At 72.8% G+C, this 24,448-nt stretch carries 20 protein-coding genes; 10 read left to right on the top strand and 10 right to left on the bottom strand.

What is annotated here, in order from left to right; genetic code table 11:
• Positions 1–36: 36 nt before the first annotated feature.
• The 4 genes from ACBJ59_RS31790 to ACBJ59_RS31775 all read left to right on the top strand — a co-directional run bounded on the left by ACBJ59_RS31790 (position 37) and on the right by ACBJ59_RS31775 (position 4,212).
• Positions 37–1,569, top strand: coding sequence for an alpha-N-arabinofuranosidase (locus ACBJ59_RS31790; RefSeq protein WP_375113902.1), 1,533 nt, complete (start codon positions 37–39; stop codon positions 1,567–1,569).
• Positions 1,570–1,692: 123 nt separating this feature from the next.
• Positions 1,693–2,691 (top strand): LacI family DNA-binding transcriptional regulator, encoded by a 999-nt coding sequence (locus tag ACBJ59_RS31785; protein ID WP_375113901.1) that lies wholly within the window; start codon positions 1,693–1,695, stop codon positions 2,689–2,691.
• A gap of 96 nt (positions 2,692–2,787) precedes the next feature.
• Positions 2,788–3,282: a hypothetical protein gene (locus tag ACBJ59_RS31780; RefSeq protein ID WP_375113900.1), complete on the top strand. Its 495-nt coding sequence runs from the start codon at positions 2,788–2,790 to the stop codon at positions 3,280–3,282.
• A 75-nt stretch (positions 3,283–3,357) separates the two neighbouring features.
• Positions 3,358–4,212 (top strand): alpha/beta fold hydrolase, encoded by an 855-nt coding sequence (locus tag ACBJ59_RS31775; protein ID WP_375113899.1) that lies wholly within the window; start codon positions 3,358–3,360, stop codon positions 4,210–4,212.
• 21 nt (positions 4,213–4,233) lie between these two features.
• Here ACBJ59_RS31775 and ACBJ59_RS31770 read toward each other — a convergent pair whose 3' ends face one another.
• A complete protein-coding gene (locus ACBJ59_RS31770) occupies positions 4,234–5,334 on the bottom strand; it encodes a hypothetical protein (protein WP_375113898.1) in 1,101 nt (366 codons plus the stop codon).
• A 19-nt stretch (positions 5,335–5,353) separates the two neighbouring features.
• Complete coding sequence (locus ACBJ59_RS31765) at positions 5,354–6,181, bottom strand: LysR substrate-binding domain-containing protein (protein ID WP_375114168.1); 828 nt, start codon at positions 6,179–6,181, stop codon at positions 5,354–5,356.
• A gap of 102 nt (positions 6,182–6,283) precedes the next feature.
• Here ACBJ59_RS31765 and ACBJ59_RS31760 point away from each other — a divergent pair, with 102 nt between their 5' ends.
• Positions 6,284–7,753, top strand: a complete 1,470-nt coding sequence (locus ACBJ59_RS31760) for a hypothetical protein (protein WP_375113897.1) — start codon at positions 6,284–6,286, stop codon at positions 7,751–7,753.
• A 61-nt stretch (positions 7,754–7,814) separates the two neighbouring features.
• On the opposite strand, the gene ACBJ59_RS31755 is transcribed toward ACBJ59_RS31760, so the two are convergent.
• Complete coding sequence (locus tag ACBJ59_RS31755) at positions 7,815–8,378, bottom strand: topology modulation protein (RefSeq protein ID WP_375113896.1); 564 nt, start codon at positions 8,376–8,378, stop codon at positions 7,815–7,817.
• Positions 8,379–8,536: 158 nt separating this feature from the next.
• The gene (locus tag ACBJ59_RS31750) at positions 8,537–9,436 is read right to left on the bottom strand and encodes an LLM class flavin-dependent oxidoreductase (RefSeq protein WP_375113895.1); all 900 of its coding nucleotides are present in this window, start codon (positions 9,434–9,436) and stop codon (positions 8,537–8,539) included.
• Between the two features lie 52 nt (positions 9,437–9,488).
• On the opposite strand from ACBJ59_RS31750, the gene ACBJ59_RS31745 reads away from it, so the two are divergent.
• Positions 9,489–9,995 carry a MarR family winged helix-turn-helix transcriptional regulator gene (locus ACBJ59_RS31745; protein ID WP_375113894.1) on the top strand — a complete coding sequence of 169 codons (507 nt, stop codon included), beginning with the start codon at positions 9,489–9,491 and terminating at the stop codon, positions 9,993–9,995.
• Between the two features lie 229 nt (positions 9,996–10,224).
• Here ACBJ59_RS31745 and ACBJ59_RS31740 read toward each other — a convergent pair whose 3' ends face one another.
• Positions 10,225–11,346 carry an NAD(P)/FAD-dependent oxidoreductase gene (locus ACBJ59_RS31740; protein ID WP_375113893.1) on the bottom strand — a complete coding sequence of 374 codons (1,122 nt, stop codon included), beginning with the start codon at positions 11,344–11,346 and terminating at the stop codon, positions 10,225–10,227.
• A gap of 134 nt (positions 11,347–11,480) precedes the next feature.
• The gene (locus ACBJ59_RS31735) at positions 11,481–16,223 is read right to left on the bottom strand and encodes a GH92 family glycosyl hydrolase (RefSeq protein ID WP_375113892.1); all 4,743 of its coding nucleotides are present in this window, start codon (positions 16,221–16,223) and stop codon (positions 11,481–11,483) included.
• A 171-nt stretch (positions 16,224–16,394) separates the two neighbouring features.
• On the opposite strand from ACBJ59_RS31735, the gene ACBJ59_RS31730 reads away from it, so the two are divergent.
• Positions 16,395–17,588 (top strand): acyltransferase family protein, encoded by a 1,194-nt coding sequence (locus tag ACBJ59_RS31730; protein ID WP_375113891.1) that lies wholly within the window; start codon positions 16,395–16,397, stop codon positions 17,586–17,588.
• 62 nt (positions 17,589–17,650) lie between these two features.
• Here ACBJ59_RS31730 and ACBJ59_RS31725 read toward each other — a convergent pair whose 3' ends face one another.
• Complete coding sequence (locus ACBJ59_RS31725; protein ID WP_375113890.1) at positions 17,651–18,214, bottom strand: ArsR/SmtB family transcription factor; 564 nt, start codon at positions 18,212–18,214, stop codon at positions 17,651–17,653.
• 79 nt (positions 18,215–18,293) lie between these two features.
• Between ACBJ59_RS31725 and ACBJ59_RS31720 the strand changes: the two genes are divergently transcribed.
• Positions 18,294–19,706 (top strand): alpha/beta hydrolase family protein, encoded by a 1,413-nt coding sequence (locus tag ACBJ59_RS31720; RefSeq protein WP_375113889.1) that lies wholly within the window; start codon positions 18,294–18,296, stop codon positions 19,704–19,706.
• On the opposite strand, the gene ACBJ59_RS31715 is transcribed toward ACBJ59_RS31720, so the two are convergent.
• A complete protein-coding gene (locus ACBJ59_RS31715; protein WP_375113888.1) occupies positions 19,682–20,149 on the bottom strand; it encodes a MarR family winged helix-turn-helix transcriptional regulator in 468 nt (155 codons plus the stop codon). The genes ACBJ59_RS31720 and ACBJ59_RS31715 overlap by 25 nt on opposite strands.
• 246 nt (positions 20,150–20,395) lie before the next feature.
• Here ACBJ59_RS31715 and ACBJ59_RS31710 point away from each other — a divergent pair, with 246 nt between their 5' ends.
• On the top strand, positions 20,396–21,664 hold the full coding sequence (locus tag ACBJ59_RS31710) for a pectate lyase (protein ID WP_375113887.1): 1,269 nt from the start codon (positions 20,396–20,398) through the stop codon (positions 21,662–21,664).
• Positions 21,665–21,709: 45 nt separating this feature from the next.
• On the opposite strand, the gene ACBJ59_RS31705 is transcribed toward ACBJ59_RS31710, so the two are convergent.
• Positions 21,710–22,342, bottom strand: a complete 633-nt coding sequence (locus ACBJ59_RS31705) for a GNAT family N-acetyltransferase (protein WP_375113886.1) — start codon at positions 22,340–22,342, stop codon at positions 21,710–21,712.
• Positions 22,343–22,396: 54 nt separating this feature from the next.
• Here ACBJ59_RS31705 and ACBJ59_RS31700 point away from each other — a divergent pair, with 54 nt between their 5' ends.
• Positions 22,397–23,368: a helix-turn-helix transcriptional regulator gene (locus ACBJ59_RS31700; protein ID WP_375113885.1), complete on the top strand. Its 972-nt coding sequence runs from the start codon at positions 22,397–22,399 to the stop codon at positions 23,366–23,368.
• A gap of 154 nt (positions 23,369–23,522) precedes the next feature.
• On the opposite strand, the gene ACBJ59_RS31695 is transcribed toward ACBJ59_RS31700, so the two are convergent.
• Positions 23,523–24,422, bottom strand: coding sequence for a hypothetical protein (locus ACBJ59_RS31695; protein WP_375113884.1), 900 nt, complete (start codon positions 24,420–24,422; stop codon positions 23,523–23,525).
• Between the last annotated feature and the right edge of the window lie 26 nt (positions 24,423–24,448).

Below are 24,448 nucleotides of genomic sequence, written 5' to 3'. Positions count from 1 at the left end.
TCACCCTCTTGACCCCCACACGCAAGGTTCTCATCGATGAGCAATGTCGTCGTGCCCGCCATCATCAATGTCGACGTCCCGGGCCCGGTGATCAACCGGCACCTCTATGGACACTTCGCCGAGCACCTGGGCCGGTGCATCTACGGCGGGTTCTACGTGGGCGAGGACAGCGACCTGCCCAACGAGGGCGGGATCCGGCTGGACGTGGTGGAGGCGCTGCGCGCCCTGAACATCCCCAACCTGCGCTGGCCGGGCGGCTGTTTCGCCGACGAGTACCACTGGATGGACGGCATCGGGCCCAAGGAGCAGCGGCCGTCGATGGTCAACACCCACTGGGGCAACGTCGAGGAGAACAACCACTTCGGCACGCACGAGTTCATGGCGCTGTGCGAGCTGCTCGGGGCGGAGCCGTACATCAGCGGGAACGTCGGCTCGGGCACGGTCAAGGAGATGAGCGACTGGGTCGAGTACCTCACCCGCGAGGGCGACTCGCCGATGGTCAGGTTGCGCAAGCGGAACGGGCGCGAGGAGCCGTGGCGCATCCGCTTCTGGGGGCTGGGCAACGAGGCGTGGGGCTGCGGCGGCCACATGTCGGCCCAGCAGTACGCCGCCGAGGCCCGCCGGTTCGGCACCTACAGCCGCGACCACGGCGACAACAAGCTGTATCGGGTCGCGGCCGGGGCGAACTCCGGCGACTACGCCTGGACCGAGACGCTCATGAAGCAGCTCGGCGAGCTGGGCTGCGCGTACCGGCCCGCCGCCTTCATGCAGGCCCTGTCGTTCCACTACTACACGATCCCGGGCACCTGGCAGGACAAGGGCGACGCCACGGTCTTCGGCACCGACGACTACTACCGGACGATGGTCAAGGCCGCGTACGTGGACGAGCTGATCACCGGCCACTCCAACGTCATGGACTGCTACGACCCGGGCAAGAACGTGGGCCTGGTGCTGGACGAGTGGGGCACCTGGTGGAACGTCGAGCCGGGCACCAACCCCGGCTTCCTCTACCAGCAGAACACCCTTCGCGACGCGCTCGTCGCCTCCCTGCACTTCGACATCTTCCACCGGCACGCCGACCGCCTGGTCATGGCCAACATCGCCCAGACGGTGAACGTGCTGCAGGCCATGATCCTCACCGACCCCGACTCGGGCGCGCTCGTGCTCACGCCCACGTACCACGTGTTCGAGATGAACAAGGGCCACCAGGACGCGGCCTCGCTGCGGGTGGACCTCCCCTCGGCCGTGCCCACCCGCGAGGTCGGCGAGTCCACGCTGGCCACCGTCTCGGTGTCGGCCAGCCGCAAGGACGGCCGCCTGCTCGTGTCGCTGTCCAACCTGGACGCGGCCGAGGCGGCCGACGTCGAGCTGGACCTGCGCGGCGGCGCCGTGACCGGGGTGCGCTCCCGGATCCTGACCGCCGGCAAGCTGCACGACCACAACACCCCCGAGACGCCCGGCGCCGTCGCCCCCCGCCCCCACGAGCAGGTCACGGCCACGACGGCCGGCGGGCTGCGGGTGCACCTGCCCGCGCACTCGTTCGTCACGGTGGAGGCCGACCTCGCCTGAACCGTTCGTCACGGCGGCGAAAGGGGCGGCCCGTCGACCCGCGATACGCTCGATCGCACGGCCGCGCCCGGGCCGGGCGGACCCTCCGGCGCACAGAACGCGAGGTGACGGCATGGTGACGAAATGGTGACCATGGGCGATGTCGCCCGGCTGGCCGGGGTGTCGAAGATGACGGTCTCCAACGTGGTCAACAACCGTGCCGGGGTCAGCGAGGCGGTCCGCCTCCGCGTGCTGGAGGCCATCCGGCAGTCGGGCTATCGCGTCAACGTCTCCGCCCGGACCCTCAAGTCCGGGCGGACCGGCGTCATCGGCCTCGCCGTGCCCGAGATCGACCGCCCCTACTTCGGCCGGCTCGCCGCCCACGTGATCGACCAGGCGCGGCGGCGGGGCTTCCACGTCGCGATCGAGCAGACCGGCGCGGCGGCGGACGGGGAGATCGACGCGATCGCCCACTCCCGTACGCTGCAGTTCGACGGCCTGATCCTCAGCGCGGTCGAGCTGGACCGCCGCGACCAGCGGCTGGCCGGCGCCGACTACCCCATCGTGATGCTCGGCGAGCAGGACTTCGGCGGCCGTTTCGACCACGTCGCCATGCCCAACGAGGACGGCACGAAGGCGGCGACCGCGCACCTGATCGACCGGGGCTGCCGCCGGATCGCGATGGTCACCGGGGACGTCGCCGGGACCCTGAACGTGGTGACCCGCCGCCATCAGGGCTACCTCGCCGCGCTCGCCGAACGGGGGCTCGCCCCCGACCCGGCGCTGCTCGTCAGCCTCGCCGGGCTGACCATGGCGGCCGGGCGCGACGCGGCCCACCGCCTCGTCGACTCCGGCCACGCGTTCGACGGCGTGGTCGCGGTGACCGACACCGTCGCCCAAGGCGTCCTGCGCGGCCTCGCCGACCGCGGGCTGCGGGTGCCCGGCGACGTCCGGCTCGTGGGCTTCGACGACGTCCCCGAGTCGGAGTTCATGGTGCCCTCGCTGTCCACGGTGGCGCCCGACCACGGCTGGATGGCCGCGAAGGCCGTCGAGCTGGTGGTCGGCCGCATGCAGGCGCCGCTGCGCCCGACCGGCCAGCACGTCGCCCCCTTCGAGCTGGTGATCCGCGAGTCGACCGGCTGATCGGCCCGTGGGGCCGTTCCCGGCGTGGCTCCGCCGCGGGCCTTCATGAGGTGGTCACAATGGGAGAACGCCTGGTCACGCAGGGGGAGGCGACGGGTGCGATCCATCATGGGGCCGGCGGCGGCAGCCGCCCTCACCGCTGTCCTCGCCGCAGTCCTCAGCACTGTCGTCACCACTGGCCCGGCCGCCGCGCAGGTGGCGCGCGGGGATGACGACGACGACTCGACGCCCCTGTGGCAGAAGCTCACCTCCTTCCGCGTCTCGCCGGAGGTGCCCCACCAGAACGACGTCATCCGGGTGCTGCTCCACTGCCCCGTCGAGGCGAACCACGCGATCGTCGGCTCCACCGCGTTCACCCTGAAGGGCTCCTGGCGTATCTACCGCGAAGTGGGGGTCGGCCTCTCCGGGCGGGGTTTCGGCAGGCGGGGCGTGATCATCTCGCGCTACGCGCCCCCCGGGGACCACGAGGTCCGCATGAAGTGCGTCAAGGTGACGATCGACAAGGCGACCGGCCTCAGGAAGGTCAAGCTGATCAGCCGCGCCGCGGGCCCGCTCACCGTCCGGAAGTTCCGCATCGGGCAGTACTTCTGAGACAGGGCGCCGCCGGGCGATGAGTTCCGCCGCCTCCGCAGGTCTACACTTCCGAGACCCAGGAAGGAATGACCCATGACCCACACCATCGAGGTACCCGGCGCCGTCCTCCACTACGACGTGCACGAGGCCGGGGCGAGCACCCACCCCACCCTGCTCCTGATCGGATCGCCGATGGACGCCACCGGCTTCGCGGGCCTGGTCACGCGGATCAAGGACCGTACGGTGGTCACCTACGACCCGCGCGGGATCGGGCGGAGCCCGCGGACCGACGGCGCCGCCGAGTCGACGCCCGACCTGCACGCCGACGACCTGCACCGGCTGATCGACGCGCTCGGCGGCGGGCCGGTGGACATCTTCGCCAGCAGCGGGGGCGCCGTCAACGGGCTGGCGCTGGTGGCCCGGCACCCGGAGCAGGTGCGCACGCTCGTGGCGCACGAGCCGCCGGCCGTCCAGACCCTGCCGGACCGCGAGCCGGCGCTGGCCGCGGTGGTCGACATCCGCCGGACGTACGAGCGGGACGGGTTCGGGCGCGCGATGGGCAAGTTCATCACGATCACCAGCCTGCGGGGCGAGATCCCGGCCGACTTCGCGGACCTGCCCGTGCCCGACCCGGCCACGATGGGGATGCCGACGGGCGACGACGGGTCCCGCGACGACGCGCTGTTCGGGCAGAACCTGATGACCTGCACGCACTACGAGCACGACTTCGAGGCGCTGCGCGCGGCCTCCACCCGCATCGTCGTCGGCGTCGGGGCCGAGTCGGAGGGCGAGCTGGCCCACCGCACCGGCCTGGCGGTCGCCGAACGGCTCGGCACCAAGCCGGTGACCTTCCCCAGCCACCACGGCGGGTTCATGGAAGGCGACTTCGGCATGAAGGGCGACCCCGACGCCTTCGCCGTCACCCTGCGCCAGGTCCTGGCGGAGTAGCGGGGGCGCCCCGCGGCCGCCTCAGGAGGCGTTCGCGGAGGGTGAGCTCTCCGGCTCCTCCAGGTAGGGGTGCACCCGTCGCTGCCGGTCGAAGGGGACGAACCAGGAGGCGAAGCCCATCGGCGCGATGCGCAGGAAGGCCGCCTCCGGGTGCTCGTCGATCCCGTCCAGCTCGGGGGTGTAGAGCATCTCGTGGTCGACGTCGTCGAAGGCGTGGTCGGTGAAGAAGTCGTAGATGGACTCGGCCTCGTCCGAGTCCATGAGCTCGTACAGCTCGAGGACGGCCTTGGCCTCCTCGATGAGCAGGCGCAGGGCGAGCTCCTCGGCGACGCAGGCCGGGTGCCGCCAGGTGTCGTCGGCCAGGCGGCCGGTGACGCTGATCGTGGCGACGGCGAACTTGCGGGCGAAGGCGGCGTCGTAACGCAGCGCGTATTGCGGCGGCAGGCCGTGCAGGGCCATCACGCCGGGGTCGTCGGCCACGGTGGACTCCTCGGCCGCCAGCGTCTCGGCATCGTCCAGCACGTGGTCGATGAGGATGTCGGTGGCGGCCATCAACGCGCCGGCGGCCAGCGTGGCGCTCTCCCTGGACGCCACCCCGCGGTCCGGCCCGTCCGGGCGGTAGCCGAAGTGTTCGAGGCCGAACGCCTGCATCCGCGCCGCGCCGGAGATCAGCGACGCCCGCATCCCGGCCAGCCGTTCCTGCCGGAACCGCAGGCGTGACCGCTCGCCCTCGTCGGGAGCCACCGGCTGCTCGACCGGCTCGGCGTCGGCGGCCTTCAGCCCGGCGCGGAAGGCCTCCTCGTTCAGATCCACCTCGCTGCGCAGGACGCGCCAGCTCGCGAGCAGCTCGCTGCGTTCGAGGACGGACTCGACCAGCCGGCGGACCCCGGTCTCGGCGATCTCCAGCGTCGACGTCTCCACCACCACGCCGAGCAGGGCGCCCTTGGGATGGGTGGTCACCCGGAAGCCGTACAGGTCGATGTCGATCCCGTCCGGCCCGTCGAGGTGTTCGACGCCGTCGAGCCCGTCCGACAGCAGCGCCCCGGCGCCATGACACTGCAATGCGTCCAGCTCAGGCGCCCCGAGGGCCGGCTCGATCTCGACCTGCACGACGTACTCCATCCCCCCAGCTTCTCAGGTTTCAGGTCAGGCTCCACAAGGCGGCCACCAGTGGGCGGCGCAGGTCGGCCCGGCGTACGCACAGGCCGATGGCCAGCGGCGGCGGCGCCGGCTCGGCGGGGACGACGCGCAGCCGGTCGCGTACGACGCTGGACCGTAGCACCATGCGCGGGACGATGCCCGTGCCGTACCCCAGCGCGACCAGGGCGAGCAGCGCCTCGTGCCCCTCCGGTTCGGCCGCGATCCCGGGCCTGGACGGGGCGTGGGCGCGCAACCACCGGTCGGCCGCCTCCCGCACCAGGCCGCGGCGGGGCAGCACGAACGGCCCGCCGAGCCCTGGCGCCGCGGGGTCGCGGGCCGTGACGAAGACCAGTTCGGTGGTCGCGACCGTCCGGCTGAGCAGGGGTTCGGGCAGGCGGGCCGGGAGGGCCGCGACCGCGGCGTCCACCTCGCCCTCGTCCAGGCGGGCCAGCGCGGCGGCGGCGTCACCCGTACTCAGGTCGATCCCGATCGCCGGATGCGCCGCGCGGAACGGCGCGAGCAGGTCGGGCAGCAGGACCTGGCAGGCCGTCACCGTCGCGAACACCCCCAGCCGCCCGGTCAGCTCCACCGGCTCGGCATCGCCCTGGCGGTAGGCGTGCCACAGGTCCAGCGCGGCGATCGCGTACTCGCGGAACCGCCGCCCCTCGGCGGTCAGCGACACCCCGCGCGGGCCGCGGTCGAACAGCCGGTGGCCCAGCCGCGCCTCAAGGCGCTGCACCATCCGGGTGAGCGTCGCCGGGCTGACGTGGCAGTCCAGGCTCGTCCTGCCGAAGTTCAGGCTCCGCGACAGGTGCAGGAACACGCGCAGCTCGCGTTGATCGTCGATGACCTGGGCCTTTCATCCGATGCAACGGCCCGCTGCACATGTTGCGCTTGTCGCGGGGCCGGGGCGGATCCTACAACTTCTGGTATGACCTCCAACTCCTTCACCTCCGCGGTGTTCCCGCTCGAGACCATGGACGTGCCCGGCGGCACCGAGACGATCCTGCGCGGCGGGCGGCACCTGTTCCCGCTGCTGCCGGCGGCGTTCGAGGGCGTACGGCAGATCGGCGTGATCGGCTGGGGGCCCCAGGGCCGGGCGCAGGCGTGCAACCTGCGCGACTCCCTCGCCGGCACCGGCATCCGCGTCGCCGTCGGCCTGCGCCCCGGCTCCGGCTCCGCCGCCGACGCGCGGGCCCAGGGCTTCACCGAGCAGGACGGGTCACTCGGCGACTGGCTCGACGTCGTCTCCGGCAGCGACCTGGTCATCCTGCTCATCGCCGACGCCGCGCTGGCCGCCCACCACGGGGAGATCTTCGCCGCGCTGCGTCCCGGCGCCACCATCGGGCTGTCGCACGGCTTCCTGCTCGGCCACCTGCGCGCCGGCGGCGGGTCGTTCCCCGACGGGCACGGCGTCATCGCGGTCTGCCCCAAGGGCATGGGCGACTCGGTGCGCCGCCTGTATCTGCAGGGCGCCGACGTCAACGGCGCGGGCATCAACAGCAGCTTCGCCGTGCACGCCGACCCGGACGGGCGGGCCGTCGAGCGGGCGCTGGGCTGGTCGGTGGCGCTCGGGGCGCCGTACACCTTCCGTACGACGCTCGGCAGCGAGTACCTGTCGGACATCGTGGGGGAGCGGGCCATCCTGCTGGGCGCGGTGCACGGCCTGGTCGAGTCGCTGTACGGGCACTACCGGCTCGGCGGCGACGACCCCGTCACCGCCTACGAGCGCTCCTGCGAGAACATCACCGGCCCCGTCGCGCGCACCATCTCCCGCCACGGCCTGCGTGCCGTCCGCGAGCACCTGGACGCCGCCGGGCGGGAGACCTTCGACCGGGCCTACGCCGCCGCCTACGGCCCGGCCCGGGACCTGGTCGCCGAGATCTACGACGAGGTCGCCGACGGGACCGAGCTGCGCAGCGTGATCCTGGCCGAGCGGCGACTGGCGGCGCGGCCGATGAGCGGGATCAGCGGCTCGCCGATGTGGGCGGCCGGCGACGCGGTGCGGGCCCGGCGGGCGCGGCGGGACCTGGCCGTGGAGCCGTTCACCGCCGGGATGTTCATCGGCACCATGATGGCGCAGGTGGACGAGTTCGCCGAGCGCGGGCACCCGTGGTCGGAGATCGTGAACGAGTCGGTGATCGAGGCGGTGGACTCGCTGCTGCCGTACATGCATGCCCGGGATGTGGCGTACATGGTGGACAACTGCTCGCGTACGGCCCGGCTGGGGGCCCGCCGGTGGGGGCCGCGCTTCCAGGCGGCCTACGAGCAGATCGCCTTCCCCGCCGCGGCCGGCCCGGGCGACGGCAAGGCCGTGAGCGCCTTCGCCGACCACCCCGTGCACCAGGCGCTGGCGTCGGCGGCCCGGCTGCGGCCGTCGGTGGACATCCACGTCATGTGACGCGGCTGCGTCCTGTGACCGGCGGCGTCATGTGATCGTCAGCGTCCTGTGACCGGCGGCGTTATGTGATCGGCAGCGCCTCCTGGAAGCGGCGGGCGGCTCGGCGGCTGGTCAGCGTGACGACCCGGGCGTGGGCGGCGTGCTCGGCGATGAGCCTGCGGATCTTGGGCCGCATCCGGCGGCGGTAGCCCAGGACGTAACGGACGAATTCCCAGGTGATGCGGTCGTGGACGCCGTCGGCGTGCCGGCCGCCGCGGTAGCGCAGGCGGCGCCGCAGCACGCCCCACAGGCACACGATCGGGGGGAGGTCGAGGAAGACCACCGTGTCGGCGCGGGCCAGGCGGATGGGCAGGGTGGAGGCGTAGTTCCCGTCGATCACCCACTCCGGTCCGGCGACGAGCCGCTGCTGGATCGCGGCGAACTCCTCCTGCGGCAGGGGGTTCCAGCCCGGGTCGTAGTAGAGGGCGTCCAGGTGGGTCAAGGGCGCGCCGACGTGGGCGGCGAGCCGGCGCCCGAGGGTCGTCTTACCACTGCCGCCACAGCCGACGATCGCGATCCTGCGCATGTCCGCCCAGGCTAGCGAGCCGAACGCCACCCGCGCGGCCTTGGCGCCGCCCCCGCCCACCAACCCACCACCCGCGGCTCCGCTGTCGCCTCCTGCCCGACTGCCCGGGTCCATGGGCCGGGGTTGGTGGTCCGGGTCTCTGGCGGGGGTCAGGGCGGAGGGCGGTGGCTTCTCTGTCGGGGGTCAGGGGCGTGGGGTGGTGGCTTCTCTGGCGGGGGTCAGGGGCGTGGGGTGGTGGCTTCTCTGACGGCGGGGACTATCTCGTTGGCCCATCGGCCGAGTGCCAGGTCGGTGGGGGTGTCGTCGTCGGGAAAGTAGACGAAGCCCGAGGCGCCGTGGTCGAGCACGGCGCCGGTGAGTTCCTCGATCCACTGCTCGGCCGAGCCGCCGATCCAGCGGCCCTCGTGGTCGCGGGTCTCGGCGAGCGGGTGCGGTGTGATGACGCCGGGCAGGTTGTAGATCGTGGCGATGTCCCCGGGGTCCCGGCCGGCGTCGGTGGCCGCGCGGTCGATGATGGGGCGCGAGGTGCGGTAACGGGGGCTGAGCCAGTCGGCGGCGTGCCCGGGGATCCAGCCGTCGGCCACCCGGCCGGTCGCGGCCAGCGACTTCGGCCCGACCGAGCCGGTCCACACCGGCGGGGCCGGGACGGGTGCCGGCTCCAGGTCGGTGACCTGGTAGAACTCGCCGTCGAAAGTGACCCGGTCCCCGCCGCCGCACAGCGCCCTGATGAGGGTGACGGCCTCCTCGAACGCGCGTACCGCCGCGCCCGGCCCCAGCTTCGGCACGCCCAGCCTGGCGATGTCCTCCCACAGGCCGCCCGCGCCCGCCCCCAGCACGATCCGGCCCCCGGACAGCGCGGACAGCGAGGTGATAGTACGGGCCAGCATCGGCGCGGGGCGGCTGGGCAGGTTGGTGACGCTCACCAGGCCCGCGATCCGCGTGGTGCCGCCCAGGGCCATGCCCACCAGGGAGTAGGCGTCCAGGCGGTCGGCGAAATAGGGATGATCGGATACGGTGAACAGGTCCAGCCCGTCCCGATCGGCCTGGGCCGCGTGCCGCAGGGTCTCGCGTGCGGCGCTTACAGCGGTTGAGATCCCGACGCCGAACAACGCCGTCATAGGTACCCCTCCATTAGTTCGTATAGCGAACAATATGTGGTAGCCTAACCGAGTGGCTAAGGCTGAGGAAAATCTGGGGGTCGTGGCCGCGCTGGTGCGGTCGGCCTTTCTGGTGAACGCCGTCTACGCCGAGTCGGCCCGCGAATACGGGCTGACCTCTCAGCAGGGGCAACTGCTCTGCGTGCTGATGGCGCAGCCGTACGGGATGAGCGCCCTCGGGTCGATGTTGCGGCTGGCCAAGTCCAGCCTCACCGAGCTGGTGGACAGGACCGCCCAGCGCGGCCTGGTGCGCCGCGAGCCCGACCCGAAGGACCGGCGCGCGGTCCGCGTCGCGCTCACCAAGCGGGGCGGCGAGCTGGCCGAGACGTTCTACACCGCCACCTGCCAGCGGATCGCGGAGCTTCCGGCGGGGCTCGACGGCGGGGAGAGCGACCAGCTCGCCGACCTGCTCGGCCGGGTGGTCAGCGACAACAACGTGCCGATGATCTTCCTGGAGCGGGACGAGACGCCCCCCGCCGCCGCTCCCGCCTCCGCCCCAGCTCCCGCCTCCGGCCGCTGACCGGGCGTGACCGGGCCGCGTTCCCGGTCACGCCCGTCGCCAGGCGGGATGGCGGGTCGGGCGCGTCGCCAGGCCGGATCCTCGGCCCGCCAATCGGGCGGCCAATCGGGCCGCCAACCGGCCCGCCAATCGGGACGCCAACCGGGCCGTTGCTCGGGCTGGCCGCCGCGGGCCGGGCTCGCGGTCGGGCGGTTGCGGAGTTTCGCGGTCGGGTCGCCTTTGGGGCGCGTCAGGCGGCCTCCGGTCGGCGGGTGTCGGTGCCGAACAGCTCGGCGAAGCGGCCGGTGAACAGGTCGGCGCCCTTGTACTCGGAGACCGTCTGTCCCGACAGGACGATCGGTCCGTCGGGGGAGGGCAGCTGGCCGACGCCGCCCTCGGGGCCGAGGGGGAGCAGTACGAAGGGCACCTCGGACGGCCGGTAGACGCTGGTGGGCTGCTCGTTCCGGACCTGGGCGAGGATGTTGGCGGCCACGACCTCCGCGTGGCTCATCGCGTTGCCCGCCATCTTCGCCTCGGGCAGGTCGGTGATGTCGCCGATGGCGTAGACGTGATCGAAGCCGTGGACGTTCAGCCGGTCGCCCACGCGGACGAAGCCCTCCGGCGTGCGGGCGGTGGCCAGGTCCGTGCCGAGGTAGGCGGTGTGGACGGTGACGCCGTGGGCGCGGAACCAGATGTCGGCGGAGATCTCCTCGCCGGTGGTCGGCCCGGTGAGGGGTACGGTGAACGGCTCGGCTCTGCCGGGCTCGACCGGGGGCTGCGCGCCCAGGGTCGTTCCCAGCCGCAGGTCCACCCCGAGCGCGTCGAGCTGCCGGCGCAGGTCTTCGCGCAGCTGCGGGGCGAAGCGGGGGAGGAGCTCGGGGGCCGGGTCGACGATGGTGACGTGCTTGTCCGGCCACACCGCCTTGATCTCCCCGGCCAGCTCCAGCCCGACCGGCCCCGCGCCGGTGATCAGGACGCGGGTGGCGGCCGCGAGCCCGGCGTGCAGGGTCAGCAGCCGCTCGCGCGCCTGGCCTGACCGGTCGGTGTCGAACTTGAACGGGAAGGGGTAGCCGGAGCCGGTCGCCAGCACCAGGTAGTCGGCGTCGAGCCGCTCGCCGGAGCCCAGGACCACACCGCCGGCGTCGACCGAGACCGCCCGCTCCCTGAGGACCCGGCCCCGTTGCAGCAACCGGTCATAGGGGATGAACAGGTTGTCGGCCCACTCCGGCCGCACCAGCGCGCGCAGCGACACCGCGTTCTGGACGAAGGCGTCCTTCGGTTCGACGAGGACGACGTCGGCGTCCTGGTCCAGCGCCTTGGCGGCGCTGGCGCCGCCGTACCCGCCGCCGATGATCACAACTTTCCGGCCCATGATGGCACACTCCTGAGAAATCCATAAATCTCGTTCGGGATACGAACCATATTAGTTCGTAACCCGAACTGCAAGCCGCGGCCGAACAAAAAAAGGGGCCCGGGGACGAAAGTCCCCGGGCCCGGTGAAACCGGCTAGCCCGCCGTACGCGTCAGGTCCAGCCGGACCCTGGCGAGCCAGGACCCCCAGCCGTCCTGCGGCCGGCTGTCCCCGATGCGCACGTAGAACGTGCGGGAATCACCGCGCAGCTCGTTGACGTCGAGCGCGCGCGGCGCCCGGTTGGACAGGTCACGCACGTTCGCGCTCTCCTGCAGCACCGTCCGCCAGCTCTGGTTGTCGGCCGAGACCTGCACCAGGAACTGGTTGCCGAGCTCCAGCGTCAGCGTGCCCCCGGTCACCCCGCCGGGCAGCTCGAACCGGTAGGTGGCGTGGCTGTCACCGTCGGTGAACCGGGCACGGCCGTCGTACACCTCGCCGTCGAGCTGCGACCCGTCCTCCTCCAGCAGCCAGGGCTCCTCGGCCGGGGTGCCGGGCGTGAACTCCACGGTGTCGCCGATCACCGTGACCATCACCTGCTCCCCGGCCGCCCCCTGGTCGGAGGTCGCGGCGAGCCGTACCGGATGGCTGCCGGGACCCGCCGTCGCCGGCACCGTCACCTGGAAGGACAGGGTCCGGGACGCGCCCGGCGCGACGGGCCCGAAGTCCGCGGCCGCCGGCTGGACGGTCCAGCCCTCCGGCACGGTCGCGGTCAGCCGCCCCGTGGCGGGCCCGGTGGCGTGGTTGGACACGGTCACCGGCAGCGTCACGGTCGCGCCCGGCGTGGCCAGGACGCCGGCGGCCTCGACGACCAGCGGCGAGGTCTCGGGCGGCGCGGAGGCCAGCAGCTCGGCCTCCGCGAGCGACGTCCCGCCGGCGAACGTGATCCGGTAGTGGGCGTACGCACCCGGCTCGGCGATCCTGAACGGCCGCGTCTGCTGCCGCCACGCGAAGCTCTCGCCGGACCGCTCGTCGAGCACCTTCCACGAGACGCCGTCGGCGGAGCCCTCCAGGACCCAGCCGGTCGGGTCCTCGGCCGGCTGGCCGGCTCCGGAGGTGAGCGTGTAGAAGCGCGCCCGGCGGTCGCCGTCGAAGGAGTACCGGACCCACTCGGGCAGCGTCGCCCGGGTGGCCGAGCTGTCGTCGAACAGCGCGCTCACGTCGGCGCCGCCGGCCGCCGACGCCGTGCCGCGGCCCGGCCCCGTGGCGTCGCGCAGCGGCGCGGGCACGCGGTCGTCACCGGTGATCGAGGGCGGGGCCGCGTTCCTGCCGGTGCCCCAGCGGGACGGCTTCGGCCCCATCTCGAACACCAGCTCGCCGCCCTTGGCGATCAGGTCGTGCGGCAGGTACGTCCGGTCGTACGACCTGCCGTTGACCTTCAGCCCCTGCACGTAGACGTCGCGCGCGCTGTTGCCCGGCGCCTTGACCACCAGCTTCCGGCCGCCCTCCAGGTGCACCGTGGCCTTCTTGAACAGCGGCGAGCCGATGGCGTAGTACGGGCTGCCCATCTGCAGCGGGTAGAAGCCCAGCGCGCCGAAGACCTGCCAGGCCGACATCTCGCCGTTGTCCTCGTCGCCCGGGTAGCCCTGGCCGATCTCGCTGCCCAGGTACAGCCGCGAGAGCGCCTCGCGCACCTTGGCCTGGGTCTTCCACGGCTGCCCGGCGTAGTCGTACATGTAGGGGATGTGGTGGGAGGGCTGGTTGCTGTGCCCGTACTGGCCCATCCGCACGTCCCGGGCCTCGCGCATCTCGTGGATGATCCCGCTGTACGAGCCGGGGAACAGCGCCGTCTCCGGCTCGGCGAAGAAGGCGTCCAGCTTGGCCGCCAGCCGGTCCGCGCCGCCGTACAGGTTGGCCAGGCCGCGGCCGTCCTGCGGGACGTGGAAGGCCATGTTCCAGCCGTTGGTCTCGGTGTAGTCGAAGCCCCAGGCCCGCGGGTCGTAGGCGCCCGGCTTGCGGCGGAAGGAGCCGTCGGTGTTCCTGCCCTGGAAGAAGCGCACGGCCGGGTCGAACAGGTGCACGTAGTTCTGGGCCCGGTTCCGGAAATATTCGTACTCCTCCAGGTAGCGGGTCCGCTGCGCCCCGGTGGCGCGCTCGGCCAGCGCCTTGGCCATGTTCGCGATCCCGAAGTCGTTGATGTAGCCGTCCATGGCCCATGACATGGCCTCGCCCGTGGACTGGACGGCGGTGTACCCGAGGAAGGCGGAGGTGGCCAGGCCCTTGCGCCCCACGTGGCGGGTCGGCGGGGCCACGGTGGCGTTCCTGACCGCCGCCTGGTACGCGGTCGCGGCGTCGAAACCCGTCACCCCCTTCAGGTAGGCGTCGGCGAAGGCCACGTCGGAGCTGGTGCCGACCATCAGATCGGCGTAGCCCGGCGAGGACCACCGCGCGATCCAGCCGCCGTCCTCGTACTGCTGGACGAACCCGTCCACCATCTCCCCGGCCGCGCCCGGCGTGAGCAGCGCGTACGCCGGCCACGTCGTGCGGTAGGTGTCCCAGAACCCGTTGTTGACGTACACCTTCCCGTCCGCCACCCGCGGGGCCGGCACGGTGCTCGTGGCCGACTGCACGGCGTGCCGGTACACCGGCGCGTCCGCCGTGCCGGTGTTCTCGAAGCCGGAGTTGGGATACAGGAACAGCCGGTAGAGGTTGGAGTACAGCGTGACGAGCTGGTCCCGGCTCGCGCCCTCGACCTCGATGACGCCCAGCTTGGCGTCCCACGCCCGCCGCGCCCGCTCGCTGACCGTCTCCAGCGTGTCCGAGGCGGCGAGCTCCAGCTCCAGGTTCCGCCTGGCCTGCTCCACGCTGATCAGCGAGGACGCGATGCGCATGGTGACCGTGCGCGCCTGGCCGGCGTCGAAGGCCAGGTAGCCGAGCACGTTGTCCCGGCCCTGCCCGGTCAGCTTGCCGCCGCCGGTGACCGGGCGGTCGAAGACGGCGTAGTAGAACATCCGGGTGGCCCCGGTGGACAGGTCGCTGCGCACGTCAGAATGGCCGGTCACGACGCCGCCCGAGACGTCCAGGGTCAGGCCGCCGTTGTCGTCGACGTTGTCGAAGATCAGCTTGGCCGAGGAGCCGGGGAAGGTGAAGCGGGCCATCGCCGCGTGGTCGGTCGGCGCGATCTCGGTCTTCAGCCCGCTGTCGAACGTCACCGCGTACAGGTGCGGCCTGGCCACCTCCCGCTCGTGGCGGAAGGCCAGCGCCCGGGCGGTACGCGCCGGGTCGGGCACCCCCTCGGCCGCCGAGGGCATGAACTGGAACGTCTGCCGGTCGCCCATCCACGGGCTCGGCTCGTGACTGGCGGTGAAGGCCTGGATCTCCGGCAGGTTGGCCGCGTTGTTGGCCCGGTGGTACTCGTAGAGCCAGCTGATCGAGCCGGCGTCGGTCATCGGCGTCCAGAAGTTGAACCCGTGCGGCACCGCGGTGGCCGGGAAGTTGTTGCCCCGCGAGAACCCGCCCGTGGAGTGCGTCCCCCGGGTGGTCACCGCATACTGCGAGGGCCCGGCCCGCCGGTCGTCGCGCCCCTCGTACGGCTGCCGCTTCCGCTCCGAGACGATCCTGATGTCGTCCACCCAGCCCCGGAACCCGGCCGCCCCGCCGGGGAAGTCGTAGGCCACCAGGACGCGGCTGATCCGCTTGCCCCTGGCCACCTCCCCGATCCGGGCCAGCTTGTGGTTCCACTGGTCGGCGTACAGGGTCTTGGACGCGCCCTGCTCGCGCGGCGCCAGCCGGACGCCGTGCTGGTCGACGGCCCGCAGGTCGCTGAGGTGGGTGCCGTCGCGGAAGGCCAGGTCCACCGAGACGTACGTGCTGGGGTAGCGCAGGTCGGCCGCGGTGAACTCGGGGAAGACCACGTACGACAGCTCGGTCGTGGACGTGACCGGGATGTCCACCTCGAACACCTTGTTGGTGGAGTGACCGCCGTCCTCCGAGGTGGTGCTGCCGGCGTACTGGAAGGCCCGCAGACCGGAGAAGCCGGCCCGCGGCTTGGAGACGAACCCGCCGGTCGGCCCCGTGCCCACCTGGCTGCGCATGTCGCTGGGCGGCCGGGGACCGGTCCGGCCGTCGGACAGCTCCCACTCGGCCAGCTGCAGGGTCGAGCCGCTGCCGATCCGGGTGACGTTCAGCCGGTAGTGGGCGTAGGCGGTGGTGCCGGCGAAGCGGTACTCCTTGCGCTGCAGGCGGGCGGTGAACGTCTCGTCCGTGCGGGTGTCCAGCGTGGTCCAGCTCTGCCCGTCCGGCGAGCCCTGGAGCTGCCAGTCGCGCGGGTCGCGCTCGGGCGCGTCGTTGGCGGAGGTCAGCGCGTAGTGCACGACCGCCACGGGTTCGGCCAGGGTGTACCGGGCCCAGCCCGTGGCGGTGAACACCAGCCACTTGGTGTTCACGTCGGTGTCGGCCAGGTTCTCCTTCACCTCGCCCGAGGCCGCGTACTCGCCGCTGGCGCCCACCTGGACGATCCGGTCCGTGATGCTGCCCTCGATGCCGCCGGGCAGTGTCCCGGTGGTGTTGGAGGCCCGCTCGGCCGTGTTGACCCAGGTCGGCTGCGGGTCGCCCGGCTCGAAGGAGGAGGCGAAGGCCGCGCCCTCATCCCTGGCCAGCGCCTGCCCGTCCCGCGCCGCCCGTTGCACCTCCGCCGGGGGCGCCGGCGGCTCGGCCGCTCCGGGGTCGGGCGGCGGGCTGTAGGAGGGGCCGGGGGCCGGGGTGCCCGACGGGCCGGGATTGGGAATGGGGTCCGGGCCGGTCCCCGAGGTCAGGGCCGCGGTCGCGGGGGCGGCGAGGAGGAGGGTGAGTGCGGTGGACAAGAGCGCCATGAGGAGGGGGCGCCGGGGAGGGTGCTTCATCCGGGGGGGCACCTTTCACGAGGAATCATGACAGCGTTGTCAACCCCCGATCTGTAAAGGAAGTTTTCAAATGTGCGATGCCGTGTCAAGAGCCCGCCAACCCCGGATGCGGAGAGGCAGGACGTGGAGCGGGTGATCCGTGGCGGGCGCCACTCCGATACGTTGTGGCATATGCCGACTGCCCCGCTGAAAACCCCCCATGTCGCGCAGCCGGGACCGTCCAGGCTCGCGTGGCTGGACGCGTTACGCGGCATCGGCGCCCTCGCCGTCGTGGGCGAGCACCTGACGACCTGGGCCATGCCGTGGCTACGGCCCACCGCGATCAACCTCGGCATCTACGGCGTGCTGGTGTTCTTCCTGGTCAGCGGGTACATCATCCCGACCTCCCTGGAACGGCACGGCGACCTGCGGGCCTTCTGGATCGGCCGGCTCTTCCGCCTCTACCCGCTCTACCTCGCGGTCATCGCCCTGGTCCTCGCGCTGTCCTGGTGGATCCCGATCCGGCCGGAGGTGGCCAGGGACCCGTCGTCCGTGGCCGCCCACGTGACGATGATGATGGACGCGGTCGGTGCGGCCGGGGTGCTGAACACCATGTGGACGCTGTCGTACGAGATGGTCTTCTACCTGCTGGCCGCCGCGCTGTTCGTGGCCGGGGTGCGCGACCGCCGCGGCGTGCTGCCGGTCGTGTTCGCGGTGCTCGGCTCCGTCGCCGGGCTGGCGCTGACCGGGGCGCCGCTGACGGGCGGGTGGCTGGCCTGGTTGTCGGCCGGGGCGTTCGTCGTCGGTCTGGCCTGCGTGGTCTCCGGCCGGGGGCGGACGGCCGCGGCCGGCGCGCTGGGCGTGATGGCGCTGGTCCTGGTGCTGCTGGGCAGCCGCGTTCCCTGGTTCGGCGCGGCGATCCTGGCCGTCATGTTCGCCGGCATGGCGATCCGCCGATGGGAGCGCGGCGAGGGGCCGCTCTGGCCGGTGGCCGTCGCCGCCTCGCTGGTGGCCGCGACGCCGCTCTGGGCGGCCAACGCCGGCTGGTGGTGGGTGCGGCCGGACGTGTGGAGCCTCACCATCCTGCTCGCGGCCGGCACCTTCGCCGCCGCCATGGCCTGGCGGGCCCGGCGGGTGCCCGCCCTCCTCGCCTGGCTCGGCGCGATCAGCTACTCCCTCTACCTGGTGCACCTGCCGATCCTGCTGGTGATCATGCAGGTGGCGGGGGAGATGCGCTGGTCGCCACCGCTCCTGCAGATCGGCGTCGGCGTCCTCTTCCTCGCCCTGCTCCTGCCGGCGAGCTGGCTGAGCCACCGGTTCCTGGAGCGGCCGATGCAGCTCATCGGCCGCCGGCTGGCCCGCAGGCCACCCGGCGTCCTCGCCTAGCGGCCCCCGAGGCTACCTACGCCCCGAGCCCGCCGGCCGGCCCGTACGGGCGGGCGCCCGCGTCATTCCTCGTCGGCGGGGAGCGTGAACATCCGGACGTAGACCGGGCGTGAGCCGGGCGGCGCCTCGTCGGCGGGGTGGCCGTACTTCATGAGCAGGGCGATGTACGCCTCGTAGAACTCGTTCAGCTCCTCCTTGGTCATGCGGGCGAGCCCCCTGGATCCTCTCGCCCACGCGGGGTCGGCGCGGAAGGCGGCCGGGAAGCGCTCGAACAGGACCCGGTCCTCCTCGTACCCGATCCGGTGGAACTCCTCCAGGGCCGGCCGGTCCTCCGGCGCCAGCTCGTCGGGGGTGGGCAGCCGCATGTCGCGGGGGAGTGTGGCCCGCCGCCACCAGCGCTCGCGGCCCGTGGAACGCTCGGGGATCTCCTCGATGAAGCCGTATTTCTCCAGCTGGCGCAGGTGGTAGCTGGTGGTGCCGGTCTTCGCCCCGAGCAGCTCGCCGAGGGTGGTGGAGGTGGCCGGGCCGTGCAGGTTCAGGTGGGTGAGCATGCGGCGGCGCATGGGGTGGGCCAGGGCCTTGAGCCTGTCGGGGTCGTTCAGCAGGAACGGCTCGTCGTCCTTCATGAGGAGCAGGCTAGTCCTCCAGAACGATATCTGCAGACAAGCCTTTGCCGAGAGTTCTCTGCAGACTAGTGTCGGCAATATGCGAATGATGATTCTCGCGGGCCTGATCGCCGTGCTGTCGGCGCTCACGCCCTTAAGTGCTGCCGCGACCACTCGAAGCGTCCCGCTTCCCGAAGGGCTCACGGCGACCGAGGTGAGCTTCCGCGGCGGCGGCGGGCTCCAACTGCACGGCAGCGTGATCAGCCCGGCGTCCGCGACGGGCGGGCGGCCCGGGATGGTGCTCGTGCACGGGGCCGGCACCGGGACGCCACGGGAGAAGCTGCTGGGGGAGGCCGTCGCCTTCGCCCGCCAGGGGCTCTCCGTGCTGATCTACGACAAGCGCTCGGAGGGCTACTCGCTGTTCAAGAGGTCGTACGCGAGCCTCGCCGAAGACGCGCTGGGGGCGATCAGGACGCTCCGGCAGCAGCCGGGGGTGGACCCGGCCAAGATCGGCATCTGGGGGCTCAGCGAGGGCGGCTGGGTGGCGCCGATCGCGGCGTCGCGCTCCTCGGACATCGCGTTCATGATCATCGTGGGCGCCAACGCGCTGCCGCCGCTGCGGCAGCAGACCTGGGCGGTGGCGGCGGGGCTGCGCAAGGCCGGCGTGGGCGGTTCGGTCGTCGACCGGGCGGAGCCCAACCTGTACCGGGTGATCGCCGACGGGGGGATGTTCCCCGAGCCGAACTTCGACCCGCGGCCGATCATCGCGGGCGTGCGCCAGCCCGTGCTGGCGATCTGGGGCGTCCACGACCTGCTGACCCCGCCCAGGGAGAGCCCGCCGATCTTCGCGCAGGCCCTCGAGTCCGGGGGGAACCGGCAGTACACGTTCCAGTTCTTCGCCGACGCCGACCACGCCGCGCACCGTACCCCCGACGCCGGGGTGACGCGGCTGCCCGACCTGGCCCCCGGCTACGCGGAGCTCGTGGGCAGCTGGGTGGGCGAGGCGATCTCCGGCCGGGCGCCCGTGGCCAGGATTTCCGGGCCCACGCCGGTCCAGGCCAGTGACACCGTGGACGTGCCGCCGGTGTCGTGGTGGGAGTCGGCGGCGGCGCAGCTCGCGGTCCTGGCGCTGATCCTGGCCGGGTTCGTCGGCTATCCGGTGGTGGCCCTGGTGCGGCGGGTGCGGCGACGGGAAGGCCCGCACGTGGTCAAGGCGGCCCGGCTCGTCAGCGCCGCCGGTCTCGCGGCGCTCGCCGGCGGGTTCGGGTACCTGTTCTACCTGATCATGACCGGTGGGAAGCTGTCGGTCCCCGGGCCGCTGCTGGGCGACCGGCCGGTGGTCTGGCTGGTGCTCCAAGGGCTCGCGGTCGTGGCCGTCGTGGCGACCGTGCTGACCGCGGCGCGGTGGCGGCGGGTGGCCGAGCGCGGGGAACGCGTGCGGCTCGGGCTCCTGCTCGCCGCCGGGGTGGCGTTCGTCCCGTGGGCGTTCTACTGGGGCCTGCTGGTCCCGTGAGACCCTCCCCGCAGCTCCCTGGTGGCCGATCGGTAGGCCCCGGCGACGCGGGCGAACATGTCCAGCAGCAGCGGCACCTGCTCCGGCGCGTAGTGCGCGCCGATCTCGTCCAGGTGTCGCCGGGACGACTCGCAGGCGGCGTCGTAGTCGTCGAGGCCGCCCTCGACCAGTTCCACGGTGACCGAGCGCCGGTCGCGCTCGCCGCGCACCCGGCGCACGTAGCCCGCCCTCTCCAGCCGGTCGATCAGCCTGGTCGTCGAGGCGGACGGCAGCCCGAGCTCCTCGGAGATCGCCCCCACGGCGAGCGGCCCCCGCGTCTCCAGCAGGATGGCGGCGGCGACGTCGACCGGTTGCAGGCCGAGCCGGTCGGCGACCGCCTCGTTGTGCAGCAGGACCGCGACCAGGAACTCGCGGAAGACAGTCTCGGGGTGTTTGTCGGCCACCTTCCCAATCTAGTCCTCCGGATCAGAGATTCTCCGCTTCGGAGAGGGCGGCTCGTTACCCGCCGATGAAACTTTCACCGCCTGCCTGCAACTCCAGCCGTCCGCGCACATGCGGGCCGACCTGGCCGGATGCCGATCCGGCGGCGCGCGCCCGCCGGCGACGCCTTCCGCCGCCGGTCCCCCTGTGCTTCACTTCAGCTGCCTTCCCGGGAAAGCGCTTACCGATCCTCGTCGAACGGAGCTGACGTGCGCAGAAGAACTAGTCCCGGCATCAGGCTGGCGATCGCGACGGCCGCCGGCCTGCTGCTGACCGGCGGGCTGGCGGCGCTGGCCACCGCACCCGCCTCGGCCGCTCCATCCAACGGCAACTACACGCTGGTCAACGCCGGCAGCGGCCTGTGCGCGACCGTACCCGGGCAGAGCGCCGGGGACGGTGTCCAGCTCGTTCAGGCCACCTGCGCCGGCTCGGCCGGGCAGGTCTTCACGCTGACCGCCGCGGGCAGCGCCTACCAGGTCAAGGCGCAGCACAGCGGCAAGTGCGCCGGCGTACGGGACGCCTCGACCAGCGCCGGCAAGGCGGTCCAGCAGGAGTCGTGCACCTCGGCCGCCTCGCAGAGCTGGCAGCTCACCGCCTCCGGCTCGAACTACCGGGTGGTCAACGCCAACGGCGGCAAGTGCCTCAACGTCAAGGACAACTCCACCGCGGCCAACGCCCCGCTCCAGCAGAACTCCTGCGACTCGGTGGCCACCAAGCAGTGGACGCTGCGGCCCGCGGGCGGCGGCACCCCCGGCCCCGACCCGACTCCCACCCCGACCGTGACCCCCACCAGCGGCGGCGGTAACGGCAGCGGCCCGTGGCCGTCGGACACGGGCAGCGTGCACACCACGAGCACGCGAAACCTCGGCTCGTTCTTCGACGGCGGCATGAAGCGCTACTACGGCATCGGCGACGGCGGCCAGGGCGAGAGCCAGGACCCGATGTTCGTGGTGCCGAACGGCGGGACGATCCAGAACGTCATCCTCGACGCGCCGGCCGGCGACGGCATCCACTGCGAGGGCTCCTGCACCATCCGCAACGTCTGGTGGAACGACGTCGGCGAGGACGCCGCCACGTTCAAGAGCTCCAGCTCGTCGGCCACGTACCTGGTGGACGGCGGCGGCGCCAGGTCCGGCTCGGACAAGGTCTTCCAGCACAACGGGGCCGGCACGCTGACCATCAAGAACTTCCAGGTGCACAGCTCCGGCAAGCTGTACCGGGCGTGCGGCAACTGCTCCACCTCCTACCAGCGCCACGTGGTGATGGACGGCGTCACCGCCCGCTCCACCAGCGTGCTGGCCGGGATCAACTCCAACTGGGGCGACACCGCGCGCTTCAGCCGGATCACCGTGTACGGCAGCGCCACCATCTGCGAGAGGTACAAGGGCGTGCCCAAGGGCAGCGAGCCGGAGAAGCTCGGCTCCGGCCCCGACGGGGTGCACTGCCTGTACTCGGCGTCCGACATCACCTACCGGTAACGGCCCCGGGGCGGGCGCCGGCACTCCGCCCGCCCCGGCAGGGGCTCACCCGAAGTCGATCCGCATGACCACCCGCCGGGTGGTGGGGCGGCTGACCTCCGTGAACCCGGCGTCCTCGAAGACCTGCCGGGCGCCCACGTGCAGCTCGCCCCAGATGATCTCCTTGCCCGGCTCGGTGAGCATCGCATAGGCCTCCAGCGCCCGGGCGCCGCGTTCGCGGGCGAAGCCGACCGTGGCCCGGGCGAGGAGATAGGTCAGGCCGCGACCGCGGTGGGCCTTCCGGATCACGAAGCAGGTCACCGCCCAGACGTCGCCGTCGTCCTTGTCCTCCTGGCGGCCGGTCCACGGCACGCGGGAGGTGCGCAGCTTGGGGTAGGCCGTCCGCGGCTCGACCGCGACCCAGCCGGCCGGCTCGCCGTCCACGTAGGCCACCAGCCCGCTGGTGGACGGGGCGTCCGGGTCGCCGCAGGCGGTCTGGGCCCGGAGCATCGCGGTACGTTCCTCCAGCGTGGAGTCGCGCCAGATCCAGCCGACGACCTTGAACCGCTGGCACCGGCACCGCTTCGCCTCCCCGGCGTCGAAGATCGCGGCGAGGTCCTCCCACGGCGCCTCGTTGGCGGGGACGATGGTCAACCGGCCGGGCTGGATCGGCTCCAACGTCGAGGATGGGTGAATCATGGCTGCATGTTAGGGTCCGTTCCGGACGTTCTGCTTCCGGAATGCGGTGATGTCGTGCTGCCCGACCTGAGCCCCACGGCCCGGGCACTGCTGGCCCTCGAGCTGGTCCAGGCCGGCCCGGGCATCACCGCGGACCGGCTCGCCGCCAAACTCGGCGTCTCGGAGCGGGCCGCGCGGCGTTACGTCGAGATCCTGCGCGAGGCGGGCATCCCGATCGAGTCCACCCGGGGGCCCTACGGCGGCTATCGCCTCGGGCGCGGGCTGCGGCTGCCGCCCCTGATGTTCACCGCCGCCGAGGCGCTCGGGCTGGTCATGGCCGTGCTCGACGGCCACCACGACGCCGGCGATCCCTCCGGCCCGGTCGGCGGCGCGCTCGGCAAGATCGTACGCGCGCTGCCGGAGTCGGTGGCCGCCCAGGCCGAGGCCGTCCGCCGGACCACCGCGCCCGCCCCCGACCGCGGCGCCGCGCGGCCCGACCCCGAGACCACGACCGCTCTGGTGCAGGCCTGTGCCAACCACCGGCGGGTGCGGCTCGGCTACCGCTCCGAGGCCGGGCGGGAGCGGGTCGTGGAGGTCGACCCGTGGGCGGTCGTCGTACGCCACGGGCGGTGGTATCTGCTGTGCCGGTCCCACACCGCCGGCGCCCGGCGGGCCTACCGGATCGACCGGGTCCGGGGCGTGGAGGTGCTCGACGTCCCCTTCAGCCCGCCGGCCGGCCTCGACCCGGTCGCCGAGCTGGAGGAGCACCTCGCCGTCGGCTGGGAGTACGACGCCGAGGTCGTCATCGACGCCCCCGCCGGCGTCGTGGCGGACCACCTGCCCCGAGCTCTGGGGCGGGTCGAACCGCTCGGCCCCGGCACCAGCCGCCTGGTCGGCAGCACCAGCAACCCGGCCTGGTACGCCGGGCAGCTCGTGGCGATCCCGGCCCCGTACCGGATCGTGCGCTGCCCCGAACTGCGCGAGGCCGCGAGCGTCCTCGGGCGGCGGCTGCTGGACGCCGGCGCGGACGGCCGGCCCGAGTCGTGACCACGGCTGCCGGGCGCCGCCGCTGACGGCCACCCGATCGTCGCCACGCCGGGGAAGAACCGGTCGGTCCCGCTCCCGCCGGTCAGCAGGTCGTTGCCCGCGTCGCCGTGCTGGTGGCGGAGTTGGGGGTGCGAGGTCGGAGGGTGTGGCGGGGTCAGAGGGCGCGGGCGCGGACGTCCTTCAGCGCGCTGCGGACGAACGCGTCGTCGCCGGAGGCGGCCAGGAAGAAGCCGTCGCGGCAGGCGCTGCCCGCGATGGTGTGGCGCGGGTCGACGACGGGCGTGCCGCTGGGCCCCCCGCTGGGCCCCCCGCAGCCGGGATCCGGGGCGATCACCAGCATGCGGCGGCTCAGCCCGCCCAGCCACAGCTGCGGCCCGACGAGCACGCCGTCGCGGACCTCGCCGGGCCGCGACAGGCGCAGCGGACCGCCGGCCGACAGGGTGAGGAAGCCGTCGGGGGTGAGCCTGCCGCGCAGGTTCTCGGCCCAGGCCAGCCGCTGTTCGAACGTCATCCCGGCGGTCTCGTCCTGCAGCGCCACCCGCCAGTCGCCGAAGCCGAAGAGCAGCACCTGGCCGGCGCCGTCCACCCCGAGCGGGCCGGGCCACAGCGTGACGGTCCGGGTGAGCGCGCGTACCATCGGGCGGCCGGCGGCGATCTCCGCCTCGCCGTAGAAGGGAGCGGTGAGCGGGCGGAACACCTCCGCCGTCCCGCCGCCGGACAGGGTGGCGCTCGTGTACGGGCGCGCCCCGAGCGAGGCCAGGTTCAGCCCGGCCGGGTACGTGAGCTCCGCCCGCGACCCGTCGGGGAACGTGACCCGCAACGTCCTGGTGCCGCCTGTGCCGCTCGCCACGGGGTAGAGGGCGTTGGGCACCACCCCACCAGCCTGGCGCACGGGCGCCGGGGCGGTGACGACCGGGGCCGGACGGCGGTCGGTGTCCCGGCCGGTGAGGAACGCGATGAGCGGCACGGCCAGCAGGGCGAGCAGCACCACGATCCCCGCGCGGCGGGGCCGGCGCGGGCCCTGTTCGACGATGTCGGCACGGCCGTCGATCACGACACCCAGTTCAGTCCAGGGCCCGC

This window comes from Nonomuraea sp. MTCD27, from assembly GCF_041950495.1.
GTDB lineage: Bacteria > Actinomycetota > Actinomycetes > Streptosporangiales > Streptosporangiaceae > Nonomuraea.
Note: the sequence above shows the minus strand (reverse complement) of the source record. Positions and strands in the feature narration are given on the sequence as shown.

Coding starts and splice junctions, on each gene's coding strand:
- ACBJ59_RS31790 (WP_375113902.1), top strand. CDS start 37: ATGAGCAATGTCGTCGTGCCCGCCATCATCAATGTCGACGTCCCGGGC.
- ACBJ59_RS31785 (WP_375113901.1), top strand. CDS start 1,693: ATGGTGACCATGGGCGATGTCGCCCGGCTGGCCGGGGTGTCGAAGATG.
- ACBJ59_RS31775 (WP_375113899.1), top strand. CDS start 3,358: ATGACCCACACCATCGAGGTACCCGGCGCCGTCCTCCACTACGACGTG.
- ACBJ59_RS31770 (WP_375113898.1), bottom strand. CDS start 5,334: ATGGAGTACGTCGTGCAGGTCGAGATCGAGCCGGCCCTCGGGGCGCCT.
- ACBJ59_RS31760 (WP_375113897.1), top strand. CDS start 6,284: ATGACCTCCAACTCCTTCACCTCCGCGGTGTTCCCGCTCGAGACCATG.
- ACBJ59_RS31750 (WP_375113895.1), bottom strand. CDS start 9,436: ATGACGGCGTTGTTCGGCGTCGGGATCTCAACCGCTGTAAGCGCCGCA.
- ACBJ59_RS31740 (WP_375113893.1), bottom strand. CDS start 11,346: ATGGGCCGGAAAGTTGTGATCATCGGCGGCGGGTACGGCGGCGCCAGC.
- ACBJ59_RS31735 (WP_375113892.1), bottom strand. CDS start 16,223: ATGAAGCACCCTCCCCGGCGCCCCCTCCTCATGGCGCTCTTGTCCACC.
- ACBJ59_RS31730 (WP_375113891.1), top strand. CDS start 16,395: ATGCCGACTGCCCCGCTGAAAACCCCCCATGTCGCGCAGCCGGGACCG.
- ACBJ59_RS31725 (WP_375113890.1), bottom strand. CDS start 18,214: ATGAAGGACGACGAGCCGTTCCTGCTGAACGACCCCGACAGGCTCAAG.
- ACBJ59_RS31720 (WP_375113889.1), top strand. CDS start 18,294: ATGCGAATGATGATTCTCGCGGGCCTGATCGCCGTGCTGTCGGCGCTC.
- ACBJ59_RS31705 (WP_375113886.1), bottom strand. CDS start 22,342: ATGATTCACCCATCCTCGACGTTGGAGCCGATCCAGCCCGGCCGGTTG.